This is a genomic window from Alloactinosynnema sp. L-07 (assembly GCF_900070365.1).
GTDB lineage: Bacteria > Actinomycetota > Actinomycetes > Mycobacteriales > Pseudonocardiaceae > Actinokineospora.
This window is the reverse complement of record NZ_LN850107.1, coordinates 413,558-434,242: the sequence shown is the minus strand read 5'-3', so window position 1 is coordinate 434,242 and position 20,685 is coordinate 413,558. Positions and strand designations below refer to the sequence as shown.

The following is a 20,685-nucleotide window of genomic DNA, read 5'->3' as shown; positions in this document are numbered from 1 at the left end:
TCAGCGCGAGTGGTCGATGACGTTGCCGTTGCTCAAATTGTTGAGGTTGTTACCGACCCACTTGCCGAGGACCGGCACGACGGCCATCTCCTGAAGGCCCGTAGCGGCAGGGGTGAAGTTCCCGATGTTGGCCGCGTCGAGGACGCCACCGATGTTCGGGGCCGGGGTGTCGGCCAGGGCCGGTGCCGCGGTCACCAACGGCGCACCGACCGCGACAAGGAACGCACCGACCGCGCGGGACACCGACACCATGAGGACTCCTTCGTGGGGTTGAGACGAGCGGGGTCGACATTAGGGGCGGTGTCGGCATAGCGGCCGACGCAACGCAGGCATGATCACCCGATCGAGGTCGCACCCCTGTCGTGCCACGGGCGATTTGGGTGGTGATGCCTCGTGGCGTTCACACTCGGCCCGGTCGGCGGGCTCCGCGCACTGCCCTCCCCATCCCTGAGCGGCGCACCGGACGCGACGGCCGCCCGGATCGGCGCGGTTCACCGCTCCCTCACCGGGCGGGTCACCGTCGACCGGGTCGCGGTCAAACGGGTCTGGGTGCTGTCCTGGCCCTACCTCGACCCCGGCACGGCCGCGTTCCTCGACGCGATCCACCTCGGGATGGTGGCCGGACCACTGTGGCTGCTCGACGGTGAACGGCCCAACCGGCTCACGCCGCACGTCGCGGCAACCGGGTCCGCCGAGCGGACCACGACCGGATTCACCGCCAGCGCCGGTGCCCTCACATGGACCACCGGCGTCCCCGCCTCGACCCTGCCGCTCGCGGGTGGCCTCTCCTGGGCGGCAACGGCCGCAGGCGGACAGGTCTACCTCGACCCGATCCCGGTCGTGCCCGGGGAGCCGCTGACCATGTCGGCCTGGGCAGCGTCGGCCGCGGTGGCGCTGCGCTGGACCGCCGCCCTCTACGACAAGACCGACACCTACCTGTCGTTCACCGAGTCCATCCCGACCACCCCTGGCGCGGCCGGGCAGCGCCTGACCCACACGTTCACCCCGACCGGCAACGCCGCCCTCGTGCGGGTCGCGCTCACCGCCTCGCCCACCCCCTCTGGTGGCACGGCCACCACGACGGCATGGCAGCTCGAACCCGGTCCGGCCGCCACCGCGTGGGCGCCCGGTGGCGGTGCCGCGGTGGTCGCCGTTGACGCGCTCACCACCGCCTACGCCGTGCCGGGGTCGCGGGCGATGGCCCTCATGCTCCTGGAGGTCTGACCGATGCAAGCACCTGACGATCCCGCCCTGGCAGCCGCTGTCACCGCCGCCGACCGCGTACCGCTGGCACGGTTGCTCGTGGACTGGGCGCGCGACGCCCGCTTCGCCCACACACTCTCCGATCTGTCCACTGTGGTCGACACGGTGACAGTCGAGCGGGCAATCACCGGGGATCTCCCAGCCGAGTGCACGCTGGTGGAGGGGTTTAGCGCCGCCAGTCTGACCGCCACCCTCACCGGCACCCGTGCCCAGGATCCGCACGACATCGCCCGCATGTTCTCCCCCTACGGGACCGGCGCCACCCTGCTCGCCGATGACCAAGTGGACGCGCCGCTCACCCTCGACCTCGGGTTGACCACCAGGGCCGGGCCGCGGCTGCTCCGCCAGTTCACTGGCACCACCCGCACCGTGCGAGTCAACGCCCGCAACCGGACGGTCACCGTCGAGGCCCTGGACCCGGCCGAACGGCTACGCGGCGCCGTCACCCTGCCGGTCGGCGCGGCGGAGGAACGCACCTACCGAAACACCGCGTTCTGGATCTACCGCGACCGGGTCAACACCCAGTGGGTCGTGGACTTCGTGTTGCGCCGCAACGGCATCTACATGTCCCCACCGCCCCGGCCCGGCTGTATCTGGGCGATGACCTGTCACGGCGGGCTCTACCCCGACATCGGGTTCAATCGCAGCGTCATCTCCGGGGACAAGACCACCTCGGCGGTCCCGGAGTTCGTGGCAGGCCGCTACGGGCTCGCGGCCAACGGCGGCCCCGAGATCCGATCCCTGATCGGCTCCCGCACGGCGGGCGTGGGGTTCAACTTCGGCACCCGCGGGGTCGGGCACGTCTTCGACTTCCACATCAAGGCCGGGGCCTCGAACGCCTTCCACCCCTACAGCGACGGCACCATCGTGCAGGCGTCCACCTCGCGGGTCACCCGCGAAGGCGCCACCGTCGAGATCCTGATCTCCACCAACGGGCAACTATCCGCCCGCGTGCTCTACAACCCCACCACCAACAGCAACCCCGTCGTCGCCGCCACCATCCCCGGCCCGACGATCACCGGGGCCGCCGACTGGCACTCGGTGGGGTTCTGGATCACCTACGACATCGACAACCTGCGCGTGTTCACCCGCTGGCACCTCGACGGCGTGCAGACCGCCACCGTCACCACGCCGGCCAACGTGCAAAGCCTCGTCGGCCAGACGCGCGGGCACGTGTACCTCAACACGTGTCTGCCCGTGCAGTGCGTGCAGATCGCCGAGGCCGCCGCCCCACCGGCCGGGTGGGGCGTGCCGCATGTGTCGCAGGCCGACCTCGACACCGGGTTGAACTGGATGACCGGGCTTCCGGACATCGTGGGCGCGGACTCCTGGACCGTGATCAAGGCGGCCGTGGCCGCCGAGTACGGGCTGGTCGCCTTCACTGAGCATGGCCGGTTCCGGTTCACCGCCCGCGCCAAGGCCCCTCCGGCCCCGGTGAAGACCATCAGCGCCAACGTCGATCTCGCCGACCTGGACCTGTCCACGTCGCTGGACGGGGTCCGCAACGAGATCACATTCCGGCACGCGCCCCGGCTCGAACGCGTAAGCGCCGTCGTCTACACCGCGCGCACCATCGACGAACTCGACACCGGGGCGCTCAACACCAGGTTCCTCACCCTCCCGCTGGACAAACGCGCCCGGCTGAGCACCACGCTGCTCCGCTACACCAAAGCCGAGTGGCCCACCGCTGCCTCCGGCGGCTACGTCGTCGTCAACGCCAACACCGGCGCCGAAGTCACCAGCAGCGTCACCGTCACCCTCGGCCTGGTCGACGGCGACGCCGCTGCGGCCGTCGTCATCAGCAACGCCAACACCTTCCCCATCCGCTTCGCCAACGGCAGCGAACCCGCGTTCAAGATCCGTGGCTTCCCCGTCACCGACGACCCGCCCCTGCCCACCACCCTCACCGACACCGCATCAGCGGCCCGCTTTGGGCGCCGCGTGCTCGACCTGCCCGACAGCGGATTCCGGCACCACCCGGCCGCCGCCGCCGACGTCGCCGCATCCGTGCTGGCCGACCTCGCTCGACCCACCCCCGTCCTCGCCGACATCCCCGTCGTCGGCGACCCGCGCGTGCAACTCGGCGACGTCGTCACCCTCACCGACCCCACCGGACTCGGCGGCCCCATCACCGGCTCGGTGATCGCACTACGCCGCTCCCACTCCACCAGCGAGGGCCTGACCGACCGGCTCACCCTGCGCACCCGCCCACCCGCCTAGCCCCTTTCGTTCCACCCCAACCGGCCCACCCCTGGGCCTCGACCCAATCGAGCCCCAGGAGGTGGGCTCACCCATGTCCGACAACCCCAACACCACCGACCCGAACGAACCGGTCGTCACCGAAAGCGCCTACCCGCTCGGTGGCGCCGTGTTCGCCGAGGACTACGTCTCCGACCCATCCGAGATCTCCGGGTTCGCCGCGGCCGAGGACGACAACCCCGAGGCGCACATGAGCGCCGATGAAGCCATGTGGGTGGTCGCATGACCTACCGCCTCGCCCACGCCCTCGAAGTTCTCCGCGCCGAGATCAACGCCCGGTGGCCCGGCCGCGACAAGACCAGCGACGGCTGGATCGGCGACGCCGCCCACGCCACCCGCCAGTCCGACCACAACCCCTGGATCAAAGACAACCGCGGCATCGGGGTCGTGCGCGCCTTCGACGCCGACGCCGGAATCGGCGGCGACACCGGCATCGGCCTCACCATCGCCGAACACGTCCGCCACCTCGGCGCCACCGGCCACCCCGCCCTCGGCGCCGGGGCCTACGTCATCTCCGCCCGCCGCATCGCCTCACCGACCTCCGGCTGGGCCTGGCGCACCTACACCGGCACCAACCCCCACATCAGCCACACCCACATCTCGGTCTCCCTCGCACAGGGCGGCTACGACAGCGGACAGCCGTGGGGACTGGCGGGCAGCAAGCCGCCGCCCCCCACGCCGGGTGCGCGGCCGACCGTGCGCAAGGGCAGCACCGGGGCGGCCGTCGCCGAACTCCAGCGGGTGCTCAACGCCTGGTACCCGACCCTGCCCCGACTCACCGTCGACGCCCAGTTCGGGCCGAAGACCGAAGCCCGCGTCCGCTACCTCCAGCAACGCGCCGGACTCGCCGCCGACGGCATCTGCGGGCCACGCACCTGGGCCGTCCTCCTCGGACGATGACCGCCCTACTGCTCGCCGCGGCCGTGCTGCTCATCCGGCACGCCTGGCGGCGGCTCGCCGCGGCCGACCGCACTGTGCGCGACGCCCTCGAAGACCTCGAACACAAAGACTGAACGGAGACAACACCATGACCATGCCCGACACCACCGGCCGCCCCCGCCCCCTCCGCATCGCCGGAGCCGTCATCGGCGGCCTGCTCGCCCTCGTCAACGGACTCGTCGGCGCCGGACTCTTCACCACCGCACAAGGCGACGCCACCACCGCCACCATCAACGCCATCGTCACCCTGCTCGCGGTGTTCGGCTGCGTCGCCGTCGCAGAGCGCCACGTCACCCCGCTCGACGACCCGCGCGACTACGACGGCACCCCGCTGGTCACGGTCCAGCCGACCACCGAACACCCGGATGAGGTGGACCGCTGAGGACCGAGTCCCTGGAAAGTCGGAGCGTGCTCCGACCGGAAGACATCGAAGCGGCTCGCGCGATCGGCCGAGCGGTCCGCCTGAGCCCTGCTCAGAAGGATCGTCTTCGTGAGATCTTCCGACCGTCCCTGACCAAGCTGAACACGCCGTAGGCGACCTCAGGTCGTGGGGCGCCCGAACCGTAACCGGGTCCGGGCGCCTCCAACCACGATCGGGCTACGCGCCGCCCTCTGACAGGGTAAGGAAGTTCGGCTTCACGCCGATCGCGTTGCGCATGTGCCCACCTTTGCCAACCCTTGCGATGCGTGGGCGCATGACCGCTCGAATCACTGACCGCCGTTGAGTCAGCTCCAGGTCGGCCCAGACACTGCGCGCCTGTGCCCCCACGAGATCCGCGATCACCGGGGGCAGAGAGGCGCGCTGAGCCTTCCGCTCTGCGGCTGCGATCGACGGCAACAGCTCCGCTTCGATCTCAGCCAGACCCGCAGGCGAGAGACCTCCACGCGCCGCCTGCTTGTAGAAGTCGTTCAGCCGCAAGCGAAGAGTCCGAGCTTCGTCAATTGCCTTCGCCGTTACGTCGGACTGCTCGACCTTGAAAACGTCCACCGCATCGGGCGTCTCCAGGGATGCAAGCAGGGCTTCCACCACGAACGCGTCTACCCGCGCTTTGTGGCGCACGACGTGACGGCTCTGTCGGCAGGCATAGGACTCGAACCCGGCAGCCGTGATCCGGCCAACCGGCGAATCGCACACGTCGCACACCGCGATTCCCGACAGCAGGTGCTTGACGCGAGTGCCGTCCTTGTTGGACCGACGTGAGGGATCTCCAAGAAGCTGAGCCAGCGCCGCCTGCTCCCCAGCGGTAATCAATGCGGGCCACTGGCCATCGCCGATGACCAATCCATGGTGGGTCCGTTTGCCCGCCACGGCCGGATTCAACGCCAGGTGACGCACCTTGCTCGATCCCCACTGCCCACTCCGAGGACACGGAACGCCCCGGCCGTTCAACTCCTTCACAACCGAGTTGACGGAATGACCCGCCAGAAGGCGATCTACGATCTCGCGAACGATCGCGCCGGTCGCCGGGTCAACCACCTGACGAATCACTTCGCCGGTATCCTTGTCATATTCGCGCCGATACCCATACTGCAATGGGCCGTGCCAGAGTCCACTCTTCGCGCGTTTCCTTACACCTCGCGACACCCTGCCTGAGATGTTGTCGGATTCCGCCTCCGAGTTCACTGCGTCCTGGGCCGTCGCCTTCCTATCAGCCGGGTCACGCATGTCATAGACGCTGCCACCGTAAGCCCACAGCACGTCGAACTCTTCGCACATCTCGCGGAGGTTGACGTAGACCTTCAACTCGCGCTGCGCGCGACTGTTCTCCCAGGTAACCAAGATGTCGATGGAACCCGCGCGCATCAGCCGCAACACGCGTGCGAACTTCGGACGATCCTTGGTGGCGTATCGAGACGCACTCCGGTCGTTTTCACGGAGGATCTCTACGACCTCAAAACCTTCGTCTTCACAGAACTCGACACACTCGTCGGCTTGATCCTCGACCGACTTCGCCTTGTCTGCTGATGCTCGGGCGTAGATCACAGCCCGGAGCGGCTTCCCCTCAGTGATTGCCCGTGCCATTCGGGCCCTAGCCAATCGCCCCATACTGCACAACCTATCTTGTCGTAGGCCCCACCTCCACGCAAACTCACAAGGAAGGGGAATGTGCAGCTGAACCTAAGTCAGCAGAAGAGATTGCCGTCGTGCTCGGCGTAGTGCTGTTCGGCGGTCCCGCGGTCGACGTTCTTCAGCTCGAGCGCCGACAGGGTCAGGCCCTTGCGTTCGATTCGGGAGATGACCTCGCCGACCAGGCCACGGCTCACACCGTCGGGCTTGACCAGAACCAGGGTGCGCTCACTCACGGCTTTCCCTACTCCTTCATGGGGATTTTCGATCGCACGACACGTGCGTGTGAGGAGGGTAACCCGGTCCGGTGGCACCACTTGCCGTGCGCCCCGGTGTGGGGTCACGGTGGGCATCCCTACGGAACGGAGAGTGCAGTGTCCGTCACTAGACGTGTCTTCTCGGTGCTCGCCCTGCTGGCCGCCCTGGTCTCCACCACCGCCGCGCCCGCGTCGGCCGAGCCGAACGATCTGTCCTACCACTATCGCTACGACCTGTTCGTCGAGCGGGTCGGCAGCTCCGAGGAGCTGGCGGCGACCGTGGCGAACCGCCTGACCGTGTACTTCCCCTTCGACTCCGACTGCCGCTACCTGCCCCATGTCGGAGGCCGGTGCGAGCTGTACTCGGTGCCGGGACTGGGCTTGTTCGGCACGACGAACCCGGTCCTCGTGGTCGACCGGACGCCGACCAGCTGGACGTTCCGCTCGCTGCCAGGACATGTCGAGGGCGCGGGCCGCTACATCACCTTCACGTTCGTGCGGGCGCCGTACGGCTATGAGCTGGACGTTCGGGCGTGGGGTCCGTGGTCGCTGTCGGCGTCGCTGACGGTCTCCAGTGGCGCGGCGCGCGAGGTGTGGCAGCGGTTCGCCGACAACGTATCCATGTTCCTCTAGACGACAGGCGGCGGGCGCGGCCCGAGGGCCGCGCCCGCCTCAGCTCACCAGGTGCTGTTGGTGATCCCGGTGCCCAGGTAGACCTGGTCGAACAGGTTGCCGTCGTTGTCGTCGGTGTAGGCCATGACGATCTGGCCCCACGGGTCCACGGTCAGCGCGGGCTCGTCCTGCCGCCCGGTCACCGTGGCGTTGACCCGGGTGCGCGGGTGCCTGCCCGTGGTGGTGCCGTCGACGTTGAGACCTTGGACGAGGATGTCCTGGGCCTCAGCCCAGCCGACCGCCGCGGCGCGCTGGTCGTCGATGCCGACCTGCGGGTCGGCGCCAGGCACCAGCGTCTCCGGGCCCGCCACGCCGGTCGCTGAGAACGAGCGGATACCGATCTGGGCGACGCCGGTGTGGTCGGTCTCCCAGCCCACGACGAAGTCGCCGTTGAAGTTGGCCGCCACCGATGCCCGCCGCTGCTGGCCGCCCGCGTTGACGTTGGCCACCGCCTGGGCCAGCTTGACCGCGCCCGCCGAGGTGAAGCTCTTGCGGGCGACGTTGAACGAGCCGTTGGCGTCGCCGTCCTCGTCCCAGACGACGATCGCGTTCTGGGCCGCGCCTATGGCCACGTCCGGGCGCTGGTGGGTGCCGCCCGCGGCGTGGACCTGGACCTCGTAGGACTTGGACGTGATCGACGCGTAGCCCGACAGCCGGACCGTCGACGGGGTGGTGCTCTGCTTGTCCTCGAAGGCGATCGCGAAGCCGGTGCCGTCGGGGTCGGCGGCGACCGACGGCACGGTCTGCTGCCCGGCCGAGTTGGCGTTCGCCGTGGCCGACCCGGTGACGGTGCCCGCGGTGTTCACCTCGCGCACGGCGATCTGGAAGACACCGTTGCCGTCGGGGTCCTCGGCCCAGGTGACGACCGCGACGCCGCTCTCGTGCAGCGACACGTCCGGCTGGACGTGGCGCCAGTTGCCGGTGCCGCCCGCGGACAGCTTCTTCTCGTACAGCGAGACGCCGTCCTGGTAGAGGCGCAGCCAGATGTCGCTGCGCAGGTTGTCGGCCGGGTTGGTGGTGTCGCGGTCGTCCTCCCACACCACGGCCGTGTAGCCGGTGCGGACGGACGCGACGGCGGAGTTGTCCTGGTCGCCGGTGGCGGTGGTGTTGGCGGTCGTCCACGTCATCGTGCCGTCCGCGACCGCCGTGCCCACGAACGCCACGGATCCAGCGGCGACGAGAGCCGCTGTGGTCAGGAGTTTGCGCATGCTCAGTCCGTTCACGGGGTCTGCAGGCCGGGGTTGCCCGCCTGGATCACGTAGCTCTGGGCGGTCTTGATCGGGTAGTCGCGCACGGTCACCTTGTCCAGGACCCGGAAGTCCACGGTCATCTCGGTCGGGGTGGCGACGGTGCGGACGTAGCCGCGCTGGTTCTTGTAGAACTTCACATGCGGGTTGAGGCTCGACAGGCCGGTGTCGGCGGCGTTGCCGTCCCCGCCCGAGGTGATCGACGTGGTGACCAGCTCGGTGCCGATGATCCGGTTCTGCGTCGTGTAGTTCTGCATGAGGTTGCTTGCCCAAGACCGGTGCACGTCACCGGTGAGCACGACGGTGTTCTTGAGCCCCTGCGCGTCCCAGCCGTTCTGGACGCGGCCGCGGTTGGCGGTGTAGCCGTCCCAGCTGTCCATGCTCTTGGAGCCGTCGGCCGCGGCGAGCTTCTGGGCGAAGAACACCTGCTGGCCGATCAGGTCCCACGTGCCCAGCTTCTGCGCCATTCCGTTGAGCAGCCACGACTCCTGGGCGGCGCCGGTCAGCGTGCGGGCCGGGTCGTCGGCGGCCGGGCAGAGCTTGGTGCCGTCGCCGCAGGCCTGGTCGTCGCGGTACTGGCGGGTGTCGATCATGTGCAGCGTGGCGAGGCTGCCCCAGCGCAGGCGGCGGTAGAGCTGCAGGTTCTGCGCGACCGGGAGCTGCGGGGACCGCAGCGGCATGTGCTCGTAGTACGCCTTGTAGGCCGCCGCGCGGCGGGCGGTGAAGTCGCCCGCGGGCGTGGAGTTCTCGCGGATCATGGCGGCGTAGTTGTTCTCGACCTCGTGGTCGTCCCACACCACGGCCCACGGCGCGGCGGCGTGCGCGGCCTGCAGGTCGACGTCGCGCTTGTAGAGCGCGTGCCGGACGCGGTAGTTGGCCAGGCTGGTGATCTCGCCGGAGGGTTGGTGGGTGCGCACGCCCGAACCGCCCGCGCCGCCCTCGTAGATGTAGTCGCCCAGGTGCAGGATCAGGTCCGGGTTCTCCTCGGCCATCCTGCGGTAGGCGGTGAAGTAGCCCGCCTCGTAGTGCGAACAGGACGCGAACAGCATCTTCAGCGAACTCCCGGTACCGACGGCGGGCGCGGTCTTGCTGTGCCCGACCTGCGAGATGTGGCCGAGGGCGCGGAAGCGGTACCAGTAGTCGCGGCCCGGCTGCAGGCCGGTGACCTCGACGTGGACGCTGTGCGCCCATGCCTGCGTGGCGGTGAAGGTGCCGGACGCGGCCAGGCTGGTGAAGTACTGGTCGGTGGAGATCTGCCACTCGACGGCGACGTTGGCGCTGGACATGCCGCCGAGCCCGTCGGCGTTGAGCGGGTTCGGGGCGAGGCGGGTCCAGATCACGAAGCCGTCGGCCACGGGTTCGCCGGAGGCGACGCCGAGGGTGAAGGGGTAGGCGATGGCGGATGCGGTGCTCGCCGTGAGCATGGTGGCGCCGGCGCTCGCTAGACCGCCGATGAGGAAGGTCCGTCGTTGCAGTCGGGTCATGGTGTCGTTCATAACGAGCCTCTCGACCACCGATCCAGCCCCCTACGAAGTGTTCACCGAATGTCTGTCCCGGGCAGGCGAGCCCCTATCGGGCTTGACTCGAGCCGCGCTGGTGACGTCGTGTGAACCTGTCCCTACGGCCTGGGATGGGCGCCCTCTACCAGCTACTCTCTCCCGAACAAGGGCGAAAGGACCGGGCGTGGCGAGTGGGGGGCGGGTTCCGGCGCGCGGCAAGCGCACCGCGATCACCCTTGTCTGCGCCCTCGCCGCGGGCGCCGTCGGGCACGTCGTCGCGGGCGGCGCCTGGTCCGGCCCCGGGATCACCACCGCCGCGGCGTTGCTCTTGCTGCCCAGTTGGCTGATGACGGTCCGCGAGCGCCGGTTCCCCGCGATCGCCGCGCTGCTGGCGGCCGGGCAGCTGAGCACCCACGTGACGCTCACCCTGATGTCGGGCGCCGCGCACCCTGGTCACGGCTCGTCCAGCGCCGTGACCCCAGGCCCGGCCATGCTGCTGGCGCACGCCGCGGCCACCGTCGGGCTCGCGTGGTGGATCCGCCGCGGCGAACGCCAGGTGTTCGCCGGGCTGCGGCGACTGTGGCGGACGCTGTGTCTGGTCGGTGTCGAACCGGATGATCGTCCGGTCGCGCGTCCGGCCTTCGTGGACGCGTCCGCGCTGGCCCGCGTCGCCTTGCTGCGCCACGCCGTTGTGTTGCGCGGTCCGCCTTTCTCCACTGTCTGAACTCTCTCCCAGCCGCGTGCCCCGCACTCCGGTGCCGTTGCCGCGCGCCCTTTCCCATCAGACTTTGGAGTTGCCATGACCACGATCGATACCGACGTCGCCCCACCGAAATCGGACCCCCCGCGCCCGAAGAGTCCACTGTGGGCATTGGCCCGCCGCGTGCACTTCCTGGCCGGGCTCATGATCGCGCCGTTCCTCGCGGTGCTGGCCTTCACCGGCCTGCTCTACGCCTTCACGCCCGAGATCAACGACCTGCTCTACGGCGACAAGCTCTATGTCGAGTCCGCGAGCGGACCGGTGCGTCCGCTGGAGGAGCAGGTGAACGCCGCCCTGGCGAGCCAACCTGAGGGCAAGGTCAAGTCGGTGATCGTGCCCAGCGACCCGGAGCGGACCACGCAGGTCGTGCTCGACGCGCCCGGTTTAGCCCACGGCGCCGACCACTTCAGCACCGAGACGCTGACCGTCTACGTCGACCCGTACACCGCGAAGGTCAGCGGCGACCTGGTCACGGTGAACAACCGCCCGCCCGCACAGGTGTGGCTGCGTGAGCTGCACGGAAATCTGCACCTGGGCGACATCGGCAGGCTGTACGCGGAGTTCGTGGCGAGCTGGCTGCCGTTCGTGGTGCTCGGCGGCCTCGTGCTGTGGATCGGCAGGCGGCGCAAGCGGACCGCGAAGGCGCTGCTGCTGCCTGCCACGACCGGGTCACCTCAGGCGAAGACTCGGTCGCGGCACGGCGTGCTCGGGCTGTGGCTGGCGATCGGGCTGCTCGGGATCAGCGCCACCGGCCTGACCTGGTCGAACTACGCGGGCGCCCGGTTCGACTCGGCCATCGCGGCGCTGGACGCCAAGTCACCGAGCCTGAAGGCGCCGAGCGTGGAGGCAGCAGGCGAGGCGATCGGGCTGGACCGGGCGCTGACGGTGGCCAGGTCAGAGGGCCTGACCGGGCAGCTGACGATCACCACCGCCCCCGCGGCCACCAAGCCGCTCAAGATCGCGGAGACCGAGGAAGGACTGCCGATCCGCAAGACCACGATCGCGGTCGACCCGTACACCGCCGAGGTCACCGCCCGCCAGGGCTGGGACGACTTCCCGCTGCTGGCCAAGCTGACGACCCTGGGCGTGCAGGCCCACAGCGGCACCCTGTTCGGCCCCGTCAACCGGCTCGCCTTGGCCCTACTGGCGATCGGCGCGCTGGCGCTGCTGGTCCTGGGCTACCGGATGTGGTGGCGCAGGCGGCCGACCGGCGGCGGGCTCCCGGCCGCCCCGGAACCGATGTGGCGGCAGGTGCCGGTCCCGGTGCTGGTCGCGGCGGTCGTCGTGGTCGGCGCGATCGGCTGGGCGCTGCCGGTCCTCGGTGTCACGCTGGTCGCGTTCGTGCTGGTCGACGCCCTGCGAGCCAGGTTCCGGACCTCGGTGTAGCTCTGTGTCGCCGGGCGGGTTTCGGCCCGCCCGGCTACAGCGCCGAGGTGAAGAACTCGCTGGCGGAGGAAGTTGCGCGACATCGGCGCTACCGTCAGGCTTCGGGTCAGGGTTGGTTCGGGATGCAGTGGTCGGTGAGCACGAACCGGCGGTTGAGTGGATAGGGATCCCGTGCGTCGTCGGCTCCGTGGCGGATGAAGCGCGCCAGTTCAGGATTGGTGACGGTCACTGGTTCTGTCATGACCGCCCAGCTCACGCGTTCCCCGTAATCCGGAGTGGTCAGCGAGCCTTCGTATCGATAGAAGGACCGCTTGTCTGGTGTGGGCAGAAGTTCGGTCAGGTCGAACGAAACCGGCGGGTTGGGTTCTTCGGGTGCGTATCCATCGTTGTCGTCGATGTTCAGCAGAACACCGATGGCGCACCGGCGGATGCCGTCCTCGGCGCGGACGTGGACCGCGTGCAGTTCGGCCTGGAACTTGTGATCGTTCACCCAGTGCTCGCTCGGGCGATGGAAGTGCACCTCCGTGAGCCGATACTCGTTCGCGCCGAGCCAGACCGAATGGTGTTGTTCGTTGTCCTTGAGGTCCTGACTGGGCGCAAACCGGTAGCCGTAGGCCTTCTTCTTCACAACAAACCGCTGGTCTCTCGGCTGCCAGTTGATTGCGAGCTGTTCGCCCGGCCTGGCGATCGGGATCGAATGGCGGATGTTGATCGGAGACTGCTGTTGCCCCGTCATTCGGCGACCTTCCATGGTTGGCGTCGCTGTGATGGTCCAGTCAACGGAACGTGCGGGCAAGTCGGGCATCCCGATCAGGTGACCTGACATACGAGCGCTGTCCACTCATTGGTCAAGTGCCGTGTCTATGTGGTGATGGTCAACGGGGGTGGGCGGTGAGGTGGCTGGGGCATTTCACCAGGGAAATGGCTATAGCGATTTTCCCGCCGTGTAGCGGAGCATCACGACCCCGTTCCCGAAGGTCCGGCTCTCGACGAGCCGGAGGTCTGCCTTGTGCACCGACTCTGGGAACAGCGGTTTACCGCGTCCGATGAGCACTGGGTGCACGTAGATCCGGTACTCATCGATCAGCCCGAGCCGCGCGAACTCCGCCGCGAGATCCGCGCCGCTCACAACAAGGTCTGCCCCGGGTTCGGCCTTGAGGGATTCGACCTCGGCGACCACCACGTCCCGCTTCACGGTCGTGTTCCAGTCGGCTCGGTCGAGAGTTCGCGAGTAGACGATCTTCGGCATGTCCAGCCAGATCCCGGCGAACTCGACCATCTGCGGCGTGCTCTCCGGATCGGCGTCGGCGGTCGGCCAGAAGTCGGCCATCAGCTCGTGGGTGACGCGGCCGGAGAGGAAGGCACCCAGAGCCTGTCACGATTTCTGTGTAAGCCAGAGGTGAAATGCTTACATCTGTAGGTTATCAGAAAAGTATGCGACCTGGGAAGAGGTTGATCAAGGTGTTGAGCGCCACTTTCCAGCCGTGCGTCCCGGTTCCTGAATCGCCTCCTCGTTGGCTGGAGATGTTACGGAGTCCGAGGTAGAGCAGCTTCATCGCGGCTTCTTTGTCGGGGAAGTGGCCGCGATTCTTGGTGATTTTGCGGAGTTGGAAGTTGATGGACTCGATCGCATTCGTGGTGTACACGATCTTCCGGAGCTCGGGCGGGTAGTCGAGGAATGGAATGAACTCGGCCCAGGCGTTCCGCCACACGTCGACCGCGCCCGGGTACTGCGCGCCGAACTGTGTGTCGAATGCGGCCAGGCCGAGTTCGGCGGCCTCCAGGGTGGGCGCGGTGTAGATCTCCTTCATCGCCTTGACGATCTTCTTTCGGTCGCCGTAGGACACGAACCGCATCGCGTTGCGGATGACGTGGACCACGCACGTTTGCACCACGGTGTCGGGGAAGATCGCGTGAATCGCATCGGGCAGCCCGGTCAAACCATCGCAGCAGACGATGAGGATGTCCTTGACGCCGCGATTCCGCAGGTCCGCGAGGACCTTCTGCCAGAACTTCGCGCCCTCGGTGTCCTGGATCCAGCAGCCCAGGGCGTGCTTGCGGCCGTCCACGTCGACGCCGATCGCCAGGTAGGCGACCTTGGTCGTCACCACGCCGTTGTCCTTGACCCGGATCCGGATACCGTCGACATAGAGAATCGGATACACCTCGTCCAGCGGGCGCGATTGCCATGCCTTGATCTCGTCGACCACCACATCGGTGATGTTCGAGATCAATTCCCGGGACGCGTTCACCCCGTACACTTCCCGCAGGTGTGCCTCGATATCGCGGGTCGTCATGCCCCGCGAATACAACGACAGGATCATGTCGTCGATGTTGCCGATCCGCCGCGCCCGTTTCGGCACGATCGTCGGCTCGAACGAACCATTCCGGTCCCGCGGTACCTCGATATCGACCGGGCCGTTCCGGGTCGACACCGTCTTGGTCGACCGGCCATTGCGCGAATTACCGGTCCCACGACCGGCCGGATCGCCAGCGTCATACCCCAGATGGTCGGTCATCTCCGCCTGCAAGGCACGCTCCAGCACGGCCTTCGTCATCTGATTCAGCAAGCCATCCACACCATCGATCGGCGTTCCCGACGATTTCGCGTCTTTCAACAATGCGTCGATAGCATCGGACGAGAATGCCTCGGCAAGTCGCCGTGCCGCCGCCGTGTCATCCTGACGCGACGATGTGTCCTGAGTCACTCGGTGTCCCTTCCGACCGCCAAACTGGCGAGTCGATCTTGGTACACCTCCGGCTTACACGGTTGTCATGACACGCCCGGCACCCACGTCGCGGAGCCAGTCGTTGAAGTGCTGGTGCAGTTCCGCGTCGACCCGGTGCCAGGAGATGTCGCGGTCGGGTCCCTCGATGTAGCCGTCAAGGGACACCCCCATGGACAGAATGACTTTCCTCATCAGAGCACCGTAGTACCGACGCTCCTCAGCCGCTTCCGCGCGCGACACCGGCTTCCAGGAACTGTTGCGCCTTGCGCATTCTGCCCGCGCTGGACTCCGGCATCGCACTTCTGAGTGCGCACTTCAATGAGTCCCCTTCCGCAACCGTCCAGCCAGCCACGAGCGGTTGCCCGCCACCGTCACACCATCCTCCAAGGCCGCCAGCAGAACCGGTTCGTCCGGACCCCGGGAATCAATCTCATCGACCGTGAACTCCAATGGCCGCACGTCGTTGCCAAGCCATCGCGCCATTTCGACCACCAACGTGCTCACCTGCGCGTCCCACTCGCCTTCATCGGCATCGTCTGGCCGGACCAGGAGAAGATCCACGTCGCTGTCCGGGCTCATCGAACCGCGCGCCGCCGAGCCGAAGATCGCGGCGTACTGCGGTGGGATCTCCCATTCCGCCAACCGGTTTTCGAGTCGGGAGAACAGAGTCTCCGCGAGCCGGGCGAGTCCGACGATGTGCTCCGCGGCGAGATGATCCCGGTTCAGTCGGTAGGCGAAAGCGTTGCCCACCCGATCCGAGGTCACCACACCTTGCTTGACCAACCGACGCAGCGTCTTTCGGATGCCTTCTTCTGAGTGGCGGCCGAGGACACGGTGCAGTTGACCGGTGGTGAAAGTCGCGTCGTTCCGAGCCAGGACACAGAGGACGTCACCGTCCAGCGTCGGAGTGATCGTGGACAACGGCCTGCCGAACTCCATCGGCCAACTATAGTACGGATATCCCAACTATAGTACGTCTATTCGCCCGGTTGGGCGATCCGGCCTTCGGCCATGCGCTTGGCGACGTCGTTGCGGGCCCAGAGCATCCACGCCCAGGCCAGCCCGAACAGGATTCCGATGACACCCAGGGCGGGCAGGACGAAGAAGCAGAGGATCATGACGCCCTGCAGGCCCAAGGCCACCCAGATTCCCCACGGGCGGCCGACGACCCCGCAGGCCAGGATCATCAGCACCGCCAGCGTGCCGACCAGCCAGCCCTGCCAACTCGCCACGCCGCTGTCCGATTTGGCGACGACGAGCAAGGCCAGCATGACGACGATGGCCTCGAGGATCAGCACCGCGGACATCACGCCGCGGAAGCCCTTCATCGGGTCTGGGGCACTCACGCTGGGTCCTTCCCGAACAGCGCGCGGGTCTCGCCCGCGGTGACCACCGAGCCGGTGACGACCACGCCGCCGCCCGCGATGGGTTCGCGGGGGTCGTCGACTTCCTCGGCCAGGGTGACGGCGGTGTCGATCGCGTTGTCGAGGCGCTGTTCGACGTGGACGCGGTCGGGGCCGAAGATCTCGATCGCGACCTCGCCCAGCAGGTCCGGGGACATCGCGCGGGGGGACGAGTTCGCCGTGACGACCAGTTCGGCGAACACCGGTTCCAGCGCGGTCAGGATGCCCGCGACGTCCTTGTCGCCCATCACGCCGACGACGCCGACGAGTTTGCGGAAGCCGAACTCGTCGTCGAGGGCCGCGGCAAGGGCTGCGGCGCCGTGGGGGTTGTGGGCGGCGTCGACGAAGACGCTCGGGGACATGCGGACGCGTTCCAGTCTGCCCGGGACCTGGATGGTGGCGAACGCCGCGCGAACGGCGTCGACGTCGAGTTGCCGTTCGGTGCCCGCGCCGAAGAACGCCTCGACGGCGGCCAGCGCGAGAGCGGCGTTGGCGGCCTGGTGGGCGCCGTGCAGGGGCAGGAAGATGTCGTCGTAGGTCCCGCCTAGGCCCTGGAGTTCGAGCACCTGGCCGCCGATTGCGACGTGCCGGTTCAGAACGCCGAACTCCGAGCCCTGACGGGCGACGGTGGCGTCGACCTCGGTGCAGCGGCGCAGCAGTTCGGTCAAGACGTCGGGGTTCTGCTCGGCGAGGACGGCGATCGAGCCGGGCTTGATGATCCCGGCCTTCTCGCGGGCGATGCCGAGGATGTCCGGGCCCAGGTAGTCGACGTGATCGATGCCGATCGGACACACCACGGCGATCCGCGCGTCGACGACGTTGGTCGCGTCCCAGCTGCCGCCGAGGCCGACCTCCAGCACCGCCGCGTCGACCGGGGCGTCGGCGAAGGCGGCGAAGGCCATGGCGGTGAGGACCTCGAACTTGCTCATCCGCACGTCGGACTTGCCGTCGATCATGGCGATGTAGGGCTCGAGGTCGCGGAAGACCTCGACGTAGCGCTCGGGACTGATCGGCTCGTTGTCCAGGCTGATGCGCTCGGTCACCAACTGCAGGTGCGGGCTGGTGAACCGCCCGGTCCGCAGACCGAGCCGGGTGAGCAGCGCGTCGATCATCCGTGTCGTGGAACTCTTGCCGTTGGTCCCCGCGACCTGGACGACCGGATAGGCCCGGTGCGGCTCGGCGAGCACGTCGACCAGCGCGGCGATCCGCGACAGCGACGGCGCGATCTTGGTCTCCGGCCAGCGGGTGTCCAACTCGGACTCGACCTGGTGCAGTTCCTCCAGTGCCCCGGGGTCCACCTTCGGCACGCGCGCATCTCCTCGACCCGACAACCTGACCCGGCGAGTCTACTCGCGCGGAAATCGAGGCAACAAAGCCAGCGGCCCCGCTGAGCACGTGCCGGGGGTGACGGGTGTTCGTGGTGTCGCCGCCGCATCCTGGGACGCGGCGGCGACGTGGGGTGTCAGCTCGCGGGGAGGGCCGCGATCCGGGCGGTGATGCGGTCGATCTCCGCGGCCGCCACATCCCGGCGGGCCTGGATCTTGGCCACGACGTCCGCCGGGGCCTTGTCGGTGAACTTCGGGTTGCCGAGCTTGGCCTCGCATTGCGCGAGCTCCTTCTCCGCCACCGCGAGATCCTTGGTCAGCCGCTTGCGTTCGGCCGCGACATCGACCGTGCCCGACAGGTCCAGTTCCACCGTCACCGTGCCGTCCGCCAGGGGGACCTCCACCGACGCGCTCGGCATGAAGTCGGCGCCCGCGGCCTCCAGGCGGGCGAGCGCCGTCACCGCGTCCAGATGGGCGGACAGGCCCGCTGCGTCGACGCCGGAGAGGCGGGCGGCGACCTTCTGGCCTGGCCTCAGGCCCTGGTCGGCGCGGAACCTGCGGATCTCGGTGACCAGCTTCTGCAGGCCATCGACCCGTCGTGAAGCGCCCGCGTCGGCGGTGGTGCCCGTGGCGGTCGGCCAGTCGGTGACGACGATGGACTCCTTGCCCGTCAACGACTTCCACAGGACCTCGGTGACGAACGGGATCACCGGGTGCAGCAGCCGCAGGACCACGTCGAGCACGTGGCCGAGCACCGCCCTGGTCGAGTCCGCGCGTTCCCCCCCGGCGGCGATCTGGACCTTGGCGAGTTCCAGGTACCAGTCGCAGTAGAGGTCCCAGGTGAAGTGGTAGAGGGCGTCGCAGAGTTTGGCGAACTGGAAGGCGTCGAACATGCCGTCCACTTCGGACACCAGGGCGTCGGCCTGGTCGAGGATCCAGCGGTCGGCGTCGGTCAGGGAGTCCCGGTCGGGGACCGGGACCGCGGTGGTGGCGCCGTTCATCAGGGCGAAGCGGCTGGCGTTCCACAGCTTCGTGCAGAAGTTGCGGGAGCCCGCCGCCCACTCCTCGGCCAGGGCCATGTCGCTGCCGGGGTTGGCGCCGCGGGCCAGGGTGAAGCGGGTGGCGTCGGCGCCGAAGCGGTCGAGCCAGTCGAGGGGGTCGATGACGTTGCCGCGCGACTTCGACATCTTCTTGCCCTGGGCGTCGCGGATGAGGCCGTGCAGGTAGACGTGGTCGAAGGGCTGGACGCCGTCCATCGCGTAGAGCCCGAACATCATCATCCGGGCGACCCAGAAGAAGAGGATGTCGTAGCCGGTCGACAGGACGCTGGTCGGGTAGAACTTGGCCAGGTCGGAGGTCTGGGTCGGCCAGCCGAGGGTCGAGATCGGCCACAGTCCCGACGAGAACCACGTGTCGAGGACGTCCGGGTCCTGCGTCCACTCGTCACCGGTGGGCGGCTCCTCGTCGGGGCCGACGCACACGACCTTGTCGTTGGGTCCGTACCAGACCGGGATCCGGTGGCCCCACCACAGCTGGCGCGAGATCGTCCAGTCGTGCATGTTGTCGACCCAGTCGAAGTAGCGCTTGGCCAGTTCCGGCGGGTGGATCTTGGTCCGGCCGTCGCGCACGGCGTCGCCCGCGGCCAGGGCCAGCGGCTGGACGTTGACCCACCACTGCATCGACAGCCGCGGCTCGACCACGGTGTCGCAGCGCGAGCAATGGCCGACCGAGTGCTGGTAGGGCCGCTTCTCCGCGACGATCCGGCCTTCGGCGCGCAGGGCCGCGACCACGGCGGGGCGGGCCTCGAAGCGGTCGAGACCGAGGAACGGGCCGTGCGCGGTGATCACCGCCGACTCGTCCATGATCGTGATCGACGGCAGGCCGTGCCGCTGGCCGATCTCGAAGTCGTTGGGGTCGTGCGCCGGGGTCACCTTGACCGCGCCCGTGCCGAACTCCGGGTCGACGTGCTCGTCGCCGACGATCGGGATCTCACGGCCGGTGAGCGGGAGCACGACGTAGGTCCCGATCAGGTGCTTGTAGCGCTCGTCTTCCGGGTGAACGGCCACTGCGGTGTCACCGAGCATCGTCTCGGCGCGGGTCGTGGCCACCACGATCGCGTTGGCGCCATCGCCGTAGCGGATCGAGACGAGTTCGCCGTCGTCGTCGGAGTGGTCGACCTCGATGTCCGACAGCGCGGTGCGGCAACGCGGGCACCAGTTGATGATCCGCTCGGCCCGGTAGATCAGGCCGTCCTCGAACAGCTGCTTGAAGATCGTCTGGACGGCCCGCGACAGGCCCTCGTCCATGGTGAACCGCTCGCGCGTCCAGTCGATGCCGTCGCCGAGCCTGCGCATCTGGTCGAGGATCTTGCCGCCGTACTCGGCCTTCCACTCCCACACCCGCTCGATGAACTTCTCGCGGCCGAGGTCGTGTCGGGACAGTCCCTCGTTGGCGAGCCTGCGCTCCACGACGTTCTGCGTGGCGATACCCGCGTGGTCCATGCCGGGCAGCCACAGCACCTCGAAGCCCTGCATCCGCTTGCGGCGGGTCAGCGCGTCCATGACGGTGTGGTTGAGGGCGTGGCCCATGTGGAGGGAGCCGGTCACGTTCGGCGGCGGGAGCACGATGCTGAACGGCGGCTTGTCACTGGCGCTGTCCGCGGTGAAGTAACCGGCGTCTACCCAGCCCTGGTACAGCTCCGCCTCTACCGCGGCGGGCTCCCAGGCCTGCGGAAGGTCGATGGACGGCGATGCTGAGGTCTGAGTCACGGCTGAGGAGTCTACCGAGCCGTCGGAAATCGAATTCCTCCGCACAAGCCGGACGCGGCCAAGTGAACACCGCAACACCCGCACGTCATCCGGCCTGAACGTTCGGGTCA

The 20,685-nt window shown here is 68.3% G+C and carries 20 protein-coding genes and 1 pseudogene; 8 read left to right on the top strand and 13 right to left on the bottom strand.

Annotated features, from left to right (window positions below):
- A complete protein-coding gene (locus BN1701_RS02100; RefSeq protein ID WP_054044926.1) occupies positions 1-252 on the bottom strand; it encodes a hypothetical protein in 252 nt (83 codons plus the stop codon).
- Positions 253-393: 141 nt separating this feature from the next.
- On the opposite strand from BN1701_RS02100, the gene BN1701_RS02095 reads away from it, so the two are divergent.
- The 5 genes from BN1701_RS02095 (at position 394) to BN1701_RS02075 (ending at position 4,843) form a co-directional block, all read left to right on the top strand.
- Positions 394-1,224: a hypothetical protein gene (locus tag BN1701_RS02095; protein ID WP_054044924.1), complete on the top strand. Its 831-nt coding sequence runs from the start codon at positions 394-396 to the stop codon at positions 1,222-1,224.
- Between the two features lie 3 nt (positions 1,225-1,227).
- On the top strand, positions 1,228-3,483 hold the full coding sequence (locus tag BN1701_RS02090) for a hypothetical protein (protein WP_054044920.1): 2,256 nt from the start codon (positions 1,228-1,230) through the stop codon (positions 3,481-3,483).
- A 73-nt stretch (positions 3,484-3,556) separates the two neighbouring features.
- Positions 3,557-3,748: a hypothetical protein gene (locus BN1701_RS02085; protein WP_054044918.1), complete on the top strand. Its 192-nt coding sequence runs from the start codon at positions 3,557-3,559 to the stop codon at positions 3,746-3,748.
- Positions 3,745-4,422 carry a peptidoglycan-binding protein gene (locus BN1701_RS36720; RefSeq protein WP_054044916.1) on the top strand — a complete coding sequence of 226 codons (678 nt, stop codon included), beginning with the start codon at positions 3,745-3,747 and terminating at the stop codon, positions 4,420-4,422. The genes BN1701_RS02085 and BN1701_RS36720 overlap by 4 nt, the downstream gene beginning before the upstream one ends.
- Before the next feature lie 127 nt (positions 4,423-4,549).
- Positions 4,550-4,843, top strand: coding sequence for a hypothetical protein (locus BN1701_RS02075; protein ID WP_054044914.1), 294 nt, complete (start codon positions 4,550-4,552; stop codon positions 4,841-4,843).
- A 216-nt stretch (positions 4,844-5,059) separates the two neighbouring features.
- Here BN1701_RS02075 and BN1701_RS02070 read toward each other — a convergent pair whose 3' ends face one another.
- Both BN1701_RS02070 and BN1701_RS02065 read right to left on the bottom strand, forming a co-directional pair.
- Complete coding sequence (locus tag BN1701_RS02070; protein WP_172803174.1) at positions 5,060-6,445, bottom strand: recombinase family protein; 1,386 nt, start codon at positions 6,443-6,445, stop codon at positions 5,060-5,062.
- A 146-nt stretch (positions 6,446-6,591) separates the two neighbouring features.
- Positions 6,592-6,765: pseudogene (locus tag BN1701_RS02065) on the bottom strand (nucleoside-diphosphate kinase); the annotation flags it as partial.
- A gap of 138 nt (positions 6,766-6,903) precedes the next feature.
- On the opposite strand from BN1701_RS02065, the gene BN1701_RS02060 reads away from it, so the two are divergent.
- A complete protein-coding gene (locus tag BN1701_RS02060) occupies positions 6,904-7,419 on the top strand; it encodes a hypothetical protein (protein ID WP_157367728.1) in 516 nt (171 codons plus the stop codon).
- 44 nt (positions 7,420-7,463) lie between these two features.
- On the opposite strand, the gene BN1701_RS02055 is transcribed toward BN1701_RS02060, so the two are convergent.
- Together BN1701_RS02055 and BN1701_RS02050 are read right to left on the bottom strand one after the other, a co-directional pair.
- The gene (locus BN1701_RS02055; RefSeq protein WP_054055555.1) at positions 7,464-8,666 is read right to left on the bottom strand and encodes a hypothetical protein; all 1,203 of its coding nucleotides are present in this window, start codon (positions 8,664-8,666) and stop codon (positions 7,464-7,466) included.
- A gap of 11 nt (positions 8,667-8,677) precedes the next feature.
- Positions 8,678-10,189, bottom strand: a complete 1,512-nt coding sequence (locus BN1701_RS02050) for an alkaline phosphatase (RefSeq protein WP_054055554.1) — start codon at positions 10,187-10,189, stop codon at positions 8,678-8,680.
- A gap of 199 nt (positions 10,190-10,388) precedes the next feature.
- Here BN1701_RS02050 and BN1701_RS02045 point away from each other — a divergent pair, with 199 nt between their 5' ends.
- Both BN1701_RS02045 and BN1701_RS02040 read left to right on the top strand, forming a co-directional pair.
- Positions 10,389-10,928, top strand: coding sequence for a hypothetical protein (locus tag BN1701_RS02045; protein ID WP_054044907.1), 540 nt, complete (start codon positions 10,389-10,391; stop codon positions 10,926-10,928).
- Positions 10,929-11,003: 75 nt separating this feature from the next.
- Entirely contained in the window at positions 11,004-12,350 is a 1,347-nt protein-coding gene (locus tag BN1701_RS02040; protein WP_067520488.1) for a PepSY domain-containing protein, read from the top strand.
- A 106-nt stretch (positions 12,351-12,456) separates the two neighbouring features.
- On the opposite strand, the gene BN1701_RS02035 is transcribed toward BN1701_RS02040, so the two are convergent.
- The 8 genes from BN1701_RS02035 to BN1701_RS02005 all read right to left on the bottom strand — a co-directional run bounded on the left by BN1701_RS02035 (position 12,457) and on the right by BN1701_RS02005 (position 20,575).
- Positions 12,457-13,155 carry a carbonic anhydrase family protein gene (locus tag BN1701_RS02035; protein ID WP_231949445.1) on the bottom strand — a complete coding sequence of 233 codons (699 nt, stop codon included), beginning with the start codon at positions 13,153-13,155 and terminating at the stop codon, positions 12,457-12,459.
- A gap of 120 nt (positions 13,156-13,275) precedes the next feature.
- On the bottom strand, positions 13,276-13,719 hold the full coding sequence (locus tag BN1701_RS02030; protein WP_255364675.1) for a dihydrofolate reductase family protein: 444 nt from the start codon (positions 13,717-13,719) through the stop codon (positions 13,276-13,278).
- 55 nt (positions 13,720-13,774) lie between these two features.
- Positions 13,775-15,058 (bottom strand): IS256 family transposase, encoded by a 1,284-nt coding sequence (locus BN1701_RS02025; protein ID WP_054044899.1) that lies wholly within the window; start codon positions 15,056-15,058, stop codon positions 13,775-13,777.
- 54 nt (positions 15,059-15,112) lie between these two features.
- The gene (locus tag BN1701_RS33880) at positions 15,113-15,271 is read right to left on the bottom strand and encodes a hypothetical protein (protein ID WP_197672033.1); all 159 of its coding nucleotides are present in this window, start codon (positions 15,269-15,271) and stop codon (positions 15,113-15,115) included.
- 123 nt (positions 15,272-15,394) lie between these two features.
- The gene (locus BN1701_RS02020; RefSeq protein ID WP_231949443.1) at positions 15,395-16,045 is read right to left on the bottom strand and encodes a nucleotidyltransferase domain-containing protein; all 651 of its coding nucleotides are present in this window, start codon (positions 16,043-16,045) and stop codon (positions 15,395-15,397) included.
- A gap of 11 nt (positions 16,046-16,056) precedes the next feature.
- On the bottom strand, positions 16,057-16,425 hold the full coding sequence (locus tag BN1701_RS02015) for a DUF4233 domain-containing protein (protein WP_157367727.1): 369 nt from the start codon (positions 16,423-16,425) through the stop codon (positions 16,057-16,059).
- The gene (locus tag BN1701_RS02010) at positions 16,422-17,789 is read right to left on the bottom strand and encodes a folylpolyglutamate synthase/dihydrofolate synthase family protein (RefSeq protein ID WP_054044892.1); all 1,368 of its coding nucleotides are present in this window, start codon (positions 17,787-17,789) and stop codon (positions 16,422-16,424) included. The genes BN1701_RS02015 and BN1701_RS02010 overlap by 4 nt, the downstream gene beginning before the upstream one ends.
- A 155-nt stretch (positions 17,790-17,944) precedes the next feature.
- Complete coding sequence (locus BN1701_RS02005) at positions 17,945-20,575, bottom strand: valine--tRNA ligase (protein ID WP_054044890.1); 2,631 nt, start codon at positions 20,573-20,575, stop codon at positions 17,945-17,947.
- Positions 20,576-20,685 lie beyond the last annotated feature (110 nt).